The organism is Nocardioides sp., assembly GCF_034670285.1.
Lineage (GTDB): Bacteria > Actinomycetota > Actinomycetes > Propionibacteriales > Nocardioidaceae > Nocardioides.
In genome coordinates, this window is the sequence record NZ_JAXMNS010000164.1 from 1 (window position 1) to 7,681 (window position 7,681).

The 7,681-nt window shown below is 69.5% G+C and carries 10 protein-coding genes; 6 read left to right on the top strand and 4 right to left on the bottom strand.

The features are described from left to right. The 5 genes from VOI19_RS09835 to VOI19_RS09855 all read left to right on the top strand — a co-directional run. Positions 1-357: peptide deformylase (locus VOI19_RS09835; RefSeq protein ID WP_323792785.1), on the top strand; the 357-nt coding region annotated here is incomplete at its 5' end. Positions 358-364: 7 nt separating this feature from the next. Then, entirely contained in the window at positions 365-1,306 is a 942-nt protein-coding gene (gene fmt / locus VOI19_RS09840; protein ID WP_323792786.1) for a methionyl-tRNA formyltransferase, read from the top strand. Beyond that, entirely contained in the window at positions 1,299-2,660 is a 1,362-nt protein-coding gene (locus tag VOI19_RS09845) for an RsmB/NOP family class I SAM-dependent RNA methyltransferase (RefSeq protein ID WP_323792787.1), read from the top strand. The genes fmt and VOI19_RS09845 overlap by 8 nt, the downstream gene beginning before the upstream one ends. A gap of 35 nt (positions 2,661-2,695) precedes the next feature. Further along, the gene (ligD, locus tag VOI19_RS09850; protein ID WP_323792788.1) at positions 2,696-3,676 is read left to right on the top strand and encodes a non-homologous end-joining DNA ligase; all 981 of its coding nucleotides are present in this window, start codon (positions 2,696-2,698) and stop codon (positions 3,674-3,676) included. Continuing rightward, positions 3,673-4,098, top strand: coding sequence for a TY-Chap domain-containing protein (locus VOI19_RS09855; RefSeq protein WP_323792789.1), 426 nt, complete (start codon positions 3,673-3,675; stop codon positions 4,096-4,098). Before ligD ends, VOI19_RS09855 begins: the two co-directional genes overlap by 4 nt. Positions 4,099-4,123: 25 nt before the next feature. Here VOI19_RS09855 and VOI19_RS09860 read toward each other — a convergent pair whose 3' ends face one another. Beyond that, the gene (locus VOI19_RS09860) at positions 4,124-4,324 is read right to left on the bottom strand and encodes a hypothetical protein (RefSeq protein WP_323792790.1); all 201 of its coding nucleotides are present in this window, start codon (positions 4,322-4,324) and stop codon (positions 4,124-4,126) included. On the opposite strand from VOI19_RS09860, the gene rpe reads away from it, so the two are divergent. Next, positions 4,308-4,997, top strand: coding sequence for a ribulose-phosphate 3-epimerase (gene rpe, locus VOI19_RS09865; protein ID WP_323792791.1), 690 nt, complete (start codon positions 4,308-4,310; stop codon positions 4,995-4,997). The two genes, VOI19_RS09860 and rpe, sit on opposite strands and share 17 nt — an antisense overlap. 10 nt (positions 4,998-5,007) lie before the next feature. On the opposite strand, the gene VOI19_RS09870 is transcribed toward rpe, so the two are convergent. The 3 genes from VOI19_RS09870 to VOI19_RS09880 form a co-directional block, all read right to left on the bottom strand. After that, positions 5,008-5,850: an amino acid ABC transporter permease gene (locus VOI19_RS09870; RefSeq protein WP_323792792.1), complete on the bottom strand. Its 843-nt coding sequence runs from the start codon at positions 5,848-5,850 to the stop codon at positions 5,008-5,010. Continuing rightward, the gene (locus tag VOI19_RS09875) at positions 5,850-6,533 is read right to left on the bottom strand and encodes an amino acid ABC transporter permease (RefSeq protein ID WP_323792793.1); all 684 of its coding nucleotides are present in this window, start codon (positions 6,531-6,533) and stop codon (positions 5,850-5,852) included. Before VOI19_RS09875 ends, VOI19_RS09870 begins: the two co-directional genes overlap by 1 nt. An 86-nt stretch (positions 6,534-6,619) precedes the next feature. Then, positions 6,620-7,525, bottom strand: a complete 906-nt coding sequence (locus VOI19_RS09880) for a glutamate ABC transporter substrate-binding protein (RefSeq protein ID WP_323792794.1) — start codon at positions 7,523-7,525, stop codon at positions 6,620-6,622. Positions 7,526-7,681 lie beyond the last annotated feature (156 nt).

Here is a 7,681-nt window from a genome sequence, read left to right on the forward strand (position 1 = left end):
GACGGCGAGGTCGGTCACCTGGTCAACCCCGACCTGACGCTGTCGGTCGACGAGCAGGACGGGCCCGAGGGCTGTCTCTCGTTGCCCGACCTGACCTACGACTGCCGTCGCGCGCTCTCGGTCGTCGCGCGCGGCTGGTCGATGCACGGTGAGCCGGTCGAGATCGAGGGCAGCCACCTGCTGGCGCGCGCGATCCAGCACGAGACCGATCACCTCGACGGCGTGCTGTTCATCGACCGCCTCGATGCCGCGGCCCGCAAGATGGCGATGCGCGAGATCCGCGAGTCGCAGTGGTTCGGCGTCGAGCCGCCCACGGTCAAGATCAGCCCGCACGCCACCCGCGGTCTGGGAATCTGAGGTCACGGTGCGAGTCGTCTTCGCAGGAACTCCCGAGGTCGCGGTGCCGGCCCTCGACGCCATCGCCGAGTCCGACCACGAGCTGGTCGGGGTCATCACGCGCCCGGACGCGCCGTCCGGGCGAGGTCGCAAGCTCGTCGCGAGCCCGGTCGCCCAGCGCGCCGAGACGCTCGGCGTCCCCATCCTCAAGCCCGAGCACCCGCGCGAGCCCGAGTTCCAGGAGGCGCTGCGGGCCCTCGACCCCGACTGCTGCCCGGTGGTCGCCTACGGCGCCCTGCTGCCGCAGTCGGCACTCGACATCCCGCCCCACGGCTGGGTCAACCTGCACTTCTCCTGCCTGCCTGCCTGGCGCGGTGCAGCCCCGGTGCAGCACGCCGTCTGGGCCGGCGACGAGGTCACCGGCGCGACGACGTTCCGCATCGTCAAGGCGATGGACGCCGGTCCGACGTTCGGCGTGATGACCGAGCGGATCCGCCCCACCGACACCTCCGGCGACCTGCTGACCCGCCTCGCCGAGGGGGGTGCGGGCCTGCTCGTGGCGACCCTCGACGGCATCGAGGCCGGCGAGCTCGCCGCGCTCGAGCAGCCCACCGACGGCGTCAGCATGGCCCCGAAGATCCGCGTCGAGCACGCCCAGATCGACTGGAACGACCCCGACACCGCGATCGACCGTCAGGTGCGGGCCTGCACCCCGGCGCCGGGCGCGTGGTCGACGTACGACGGAGAGCGCATCAAGATCGGTCCGATCACCCTCACCGACCCCGCCGACGGCCTGCGGCTGCCCCCGGGCGAGCTGGCGGTCGGCAAGAAGCAGGTCCTGGTCGGCACCGGCACCTACGCCGCGATCCTCGGCGAGGTCAAGCCGTTCGGCAAGAAGCAGATGGACGCCGCCGACTGGGCTCGGGGGGCTCGTCTCGAGTCGGGCCTCGTGTTCGGCGCCGATGTCTGAGCGTCGAGGTCGGCGCACCGACGTCGACGTGGCACGACTCGCCGCGCTGCAGGTCCTCAAGACGGTGCGCGTCGACGACGCCTACACCAACCTCGTGCTTCCGGCCGTGATCAGCCACTTCTCCCTCGGTCCGCGCGACGCGGGCTTCGTGACCGAGCTCGCCTCGGGCTCGATCCGCTGGCGCGGAACCTACGACGCGATCCTGTCGGCGTGCGTCGACCGCTCGCTGAACAAGGTCGAGGCCAAGGTGCTCGACGTGCTCCGCCTCGGCACCCATCAGATCCTCGCGATGCGCGTGCCCGACCACGCCGCGATCAGCACGTCGGTCGACCTCGTGCGGGCCACGGTCAGCGAGGGCGCAGCCGGCTTCACCAATGCGGTGCTGCGCAAGGTCGCCGCCCAGGACCTCGACGCCTGGATCGCCCAGGTGGCACCCGACGCGGCCACGCACCCCCAGCAGCACGCCGAGATCGCCTACAGCCACCCGGCCTGGGTGGTCGACGAGCTGCGCAAGGCGGTCGGGGCGACCGAGCTCGAGGCCTTGCTGGCCGCTGACAACGTGCCCCCGAAGGTCACCCTGGTCGCTCGGCCCGGTCGCTCGACACGTGACGAGCTGCCCGGCACCCCCACGCCGTACTCGCCGTACGGCGTGACGCTCGAGGGCGGCGCGCCCGGCGAGGTCCCGGCCGTCGCCGAGGGTCGCGCGGGCGTGCAGGACGAAGGCTCCCAGCTGGTCGCCGCAGCCCTCGCGGCCGCCGAGGTCGAGGGGCGCGACGACCTGTGGATCGACCTCTGTGCCGGTCCGGGTGGCAAGGCCGCACTGCTTGCCGCCCTTGCCGCCGAGCGCGGCGCCGGTCTGCTCGCTGTGGAGGCCCAGGAGCACCGCGCCCGCCTCGTGCAGCGCAGCCTCCGCGGCGCCTCGGGAGCCCGGGGGGTCGTGACCGCCGACGGTCGGAAGCCTCCGCTGGCGCCGGGCTCGGCCGACCGGGTGCTGGTCGACGCGCCCTGCAGTGGGCTCGGTGCGCTGCGCCGCCGCCCGGAGTCGCGCTGGCGGCGCAAGCCGAACGACCTGGTGGCCCTGGTGCTGCTCCAGCGCGCTCTCCTCGGCTCGGCGCTCGACCTCGTGCGCCCCGGCGGTGTTGTGCTCTACGCGACCTGCTCGCCCGTGCTGACCGAGACCACTGAGGTGGTCAGCGCTGTCCTGGCCGCCCGCGACGACGTGACGCTGGAGGACGCCCGAGCGCTGCTGCCCGACGTGCCCGACTGCGACGGTCGGCTCGAGGGCACGGTGCAGCTGTGGCCCCATCGCCACAGCACCGACGCGATGTTCATGGCGGTCCTGCGGCGCTCGTGAGCGCCCCACCACGACACGGCCACTACGGTGAGGGCGTGCCCACGAAGTCGCCGTCCGTCGAGATCGAGGTGGACGGTCGCGTCATCCGGGTGAGCAACCCCGACCGCGTGTACTTCCCGCAGCTCGGCGCCACCAAGCTCGACCTCGTCGACTACTACCTCGCGGTCGGCCCGGGCATCGTCAACGCCCTGTTCGAGCGGCCCTGCATGCTGCACCGCTTCCCCAAGGGGGTGGAGGGGCCCAAGGTGCACCAGAAGCGGCTCCCCAACGGGGCGCCGCCGTGGGTCGAGACCGTGCAGCTGCACTTTCCGCGCTTCGACCGCACCGCCGACGAGCTCTGCGTCACCGAGCTCGGCGCCGTGGTCTGGGCGGTGCAGATGTCGACCGTCGAGTTCCATCCCTGGAACAGCCGTCGCGAGGACCCCGAGAGCCCTGACGAGTGGCGCATCGACCTCGACCCCGGACCCCTGTCCGACTACGACCAGGTGCGACGCGTTGCTGCGGTGACCCACGAGGTCCTCGACGAGCTCGGTGCGGTCGGCTTTCCGAAGACCAGCGGCGGCGCGGGGCTGCACGTCTACGTGCGCATCACTCCCGACCACGACCACAAGGGCGTACGGCGTGCCGCGCTCGCGTTTGCCCGCGAGGTCGAGCGCCGGATCCCGGACGACGTCACGACCACGTGGTGGCGCAAGGACCGCGACCCCCACAAGCTGTTCGTCGACTACAACCAGAACGCCCGCGACCACACCATTGCGGCGGCCTACTCCGTGCGGGGCGTGCCCGAGGCGCGGGTCTCGGCACCGGTGCAGTGGGACGAGATCGACGACGCCGAGCCGCAGGACTTCACGATCGTCACGATGCCGGCCCGCTTCGCGGAGATCGGCGACCTGCACGCCGACATCGACGATCCTGCCACGACGTTCGACCTCGCACCCCTCCTCGAGTGGGCCGACCGCGACGAGGCCGCGGGCGCGGAGCCGCCGGCGGAGCCCGATGCGGGGGAGAGCTCGTGAGGGGCGACTGGAACGACCTCAACCGTCGGCTGACCTCGTCGCTGATCGCGCTCGACCTCGACGACTCCCTGATCATCGGAGAGAAGGTCGAGCCGGCCAGGAAGGGCATCTTCGGCCAGGCCAAGGCAGCCCCTGCGAGACCGCGGCGCTACGTGCAGGCGACTGCGGCTCGCGACTTCCTGGTCGGCGAGGTCGTCGGCGCGACCGCCTTCGGGGGCGAGTGGGAGATGTCGCAGGAGACCATCGACACGCTGCTCAGCAAGGGCTGGGAGAAGCCCTGGTCGCAGGACTACCGCACGTTCTCGCGGCAGACGCCGCTGATCTCGGCCAACCGGCTCGCGCTCCAGCTGGTGCGGGCACTGCAGCTGCTCGGCTGCGAGGTCGCCGACCTGGACGTGGAGTTCGTGCGCGGCGAGACCTGATCACATCGGATCGCGGGACGGGAAGTCAGTCGCGGTGGGCGTTCACAAAGAACATGCGGTAGCCCAGGTAGGCCAGGACGACGATGATGACGAGGCCGAGGATGATCTTCATGGCCTCAGCCTGGCGATCCCTCGTGTGAGCGACCACACCCGTGCGGATGACGCCGTCGTGGACGGCATCGCGACGCGTCGCCGATAGCATCCGGAGCATGCCGTCGCCCCACATGCAGATCACCCCCAGCATCCTCAACGCCGACTTCGCCGCTCTCGGCGCCGAGATCGCCCGGATCCCGAGCGCTGACTGGGTGCACGTCGACGTCATGGACAACCACTTCGTGCCCAACCTGACGTTCGGTCCGACGATGGTCGAGGCGCTCGCGCGCAGCACGTCGATCCCGCTGGACGCGCACCTGATGATCGAGGACGCCGACGTCCACGCCCCGGCGTACGTCGAGGCCGGCTGCGGCTCGGTGACCTTCCACGTCGAGGCCACCAAGGCGCCGGTGCGGCTGGCCCGGGAGATCCGCGCCAAGGGTGCACGCGCGTCGATGGCCCTCAAGCCGGCCACACCGATCGAGCCCTACGAGGACATGCTGTCCGAGCTCGACATGGTGCTGCTGATGACCGTGGAGCCCGGGTTCGGTGGCCAGAAGTTCCTCGACCTGGTGCTGCCCAAGATCCGTCGCGCCCGCGCGATGATGGACAAGCACGGCGTCGAGACCGGGCTCCAGGTCGACGGGGGAGTCTCTTTGGAGACCATCGAGCGCTGCGCCGAGGCCGGGGCCGACGTCTTCGTGGCCGGCAGCGCGGTCTACACCGCCGAGGACCCCGACAAGATGATCACGGCCCTGCGTGAGTCGGCGGCATCGACGGGCGGCCGGTCGGAACCGACCGCCTGAACGATCGTCCTCAGACGGGCTCGTCCGTCGACTCCAGGGCGATCGGGCTCTTCTCGCCCACGAACCTCTTCTGCACCAGGGTCGCTATCCACGTCAGCACCATGTTGACGCTGATGTAGAGCATCGCCACGACGAACACGACCTGCAGCTGGTTGCCGTACTCGATGTAGACCAGTCGCGAGACAGTGGACAGACCGACGGCGGCGATCGCGTAGCCGAGACTGGTGTCCTTCAGCGCCACGACGCACTGGCTGATGATGGACGGAAGCATGATCTTCACTGCCTGGGGGAGCATGATGATCAGCATCACCTGCGACTTGCGCATACCCAGGGCGTAAGCGGCCTCCGCCTGACCCGCTGGCACCGCGTTGACGCCGGCGCGGAAGACCTCGGCGAGCACGGCGCCGTTGTAGAGCGTCAGAGCCGCGACCACGCTCCAGTAGGCGCCGGGGTCACCGTTGGTCACCCCGCCGAACTGGTAGAAGATGAAGACCATCAGCAGCAGGACCGGCACGGCGCGGAAGAACTCGACCACGGCCCAGCAGGGCCACCGGACCCAGGCGTGCTCGGACATCTTGCCGATGCCGAAGGCGAGCCCGAAGATGACGGCGAGAACGATGGCGCTGAACGCCATCTTCAGAGTGTTGAGCAGCCCGTCGACGAGGATGACCTCGATGATGTTGGGTGTGAGGACTGGCTCCCACAGCGCGTAGGCGAACTGCCCGGACTCGTTCAGCTTCCAGGCGATGAAGGCCAGGACCGCCAGCAGACCCACGTAGGCGGCCACGGTGTAGACCCGGTGCCGGGCGACGGTCTTGGGACCCGGGGCGTCGAAGAGAACAGAAGCGGCCATCAGGCGATCCTCCAGCGTCGCTCGAGTCGGTGGGCGGCGAAGGAGAGCACCTCGACGAGCACGACGAAGATCAGTGCGAAGACGAGGAAGATCTCAGTGCGGGACGAGGCGAAGTCATTGGTCAGCCCACGCATGCGTGCGAAGGCTTCGAAGACGCCGAGTGCTCCGGCCACGGTGGTGTTCTTGAGGAGCGCGATCTGTACGCTCGCCATGGGCGGCAGCGAGTGGCGCATGGCCTGCGGCAGGATCACCTGGGTCATGACACCGCCGAACGGCAGCCCGATCGCTCGGGCGGCCTCGGCCTGTCCGAGCGGCACGGCATTGATGCCTGAGCGCAGCGCTTCGCACACGAACGACGTCGTGTAGACGGTGAGCCCGACCACGCAGGCGGCGTAGAGGTTGTTCAGTCTCAGGTCGCCGATGGTGATGTCGACGAATCCGAAGGTGAGGCCGATCTTGGGCCCGGCGAAGCGGAAGAAGATGATGACGATCAGCAGCGGGGTGTTGCGGATCAGCGTGACGTAGAGGAGCGCGGCCTTGCGCAGCACGGCGATCGGCCCCACTCGCATGGCAGCGAGGATTGATCCGAAGATCAGCGACAGCACGCCGGCCACCACGAAGAGGCTCAGGGTGTAGCCGAACGCCAGGGCAACGTTGCCGGCGTTGTCGAGCACTACGTCCATGGGGTGATCCTTCAGATTGTGGTGCCGGGGCGGGATGCGTCCTGGAGGACGCACCCCGCCCCGATCAGTTCAGCGACACCTGGGGATCAGGCGCTCGGGCACTCGTCGAGGGCCGGGGGCTCCGGCGTCTCGACGTCGTCGCCGCCGAGGGTGGCCTCGAAGGCCTCGGCCCAGGAGCCGTCCTCGTAGGCGTCCTCGAGGACGCCGTTGATCCACTCGCACATCTCCGGGTGGTCCTGGCTGTAGCCGACGCCGATGCGCTCCTCGGAGAACTCGTCACCGACGACCTTCAGCTCGCCCTCGTTCTGCGCAGCAAGACCGAGCAGGATGGACCCGTCCGTGGTCATCGCCTCTACGGTGCCGTTCAGGACGTCCTCGGCGCACTGCGAGTACGTGTCGGCCGGGGCGCCGACGGCGCCGGCCTCCTCGGCGTTCTTCAGCGAGGTCGAGCCGGTGACCGAGCAGACGGTCTCACCGACGAGGTCGTCGATCGACTCCACGTCGCTGTCGCTCGCCACCAGGATCTGCTGGCCGGTGATGAAGTAGGGCCCGGTCTGACCGACGACCTGCCGACGGTCCTCGGTGATGGAGTACGACGCGAGCACGAGGTCGACACGTCCGGCCTCGAGGTAGGGCTCGCGGTTGTCGGAGATGGTCTCCTCCCAGGTGACCGCGTCGGTGTCGGACGGGTTGATGCCGAGGTCGGCGATCAACAGCTTGGCGATCTCGACGTCGAAGCCGGTCGGGATGTCGTCGGTCGCGCTCTTGAAGCCGAGTCCGGGCTGGTCGTACTTCACACCCACGGTGATCTCGCCTGCCTCGGCGAGCTCGGCCATGCGCGAGCCCTCCTCGAACTTGCCCTCCTCGACCTCCTCGGCCTGGACGTCGACGCCGCCACCGTCCGAGCCCGAGTCGCCGCACGCGGCGAGCCCGCCCGAGAGCGCCACGAGCAGCCCGGTGGCTGCCGCAGTCCTGAGTTTCATGGTGCGCATTGCTGTCTCCTCCTACTTGGGGGTGTTACTCCGAGTGGTGCGGTGAAGGTCGAAGGCCGTACTGATGGCGGCTCAGTGCTTGAGGATCTTGCCGAGGAAGTCCTTGGCCCGATCGGTCTGCGGGTTGGTGAAGAACACCCCCGAGGAGTTCTTCAC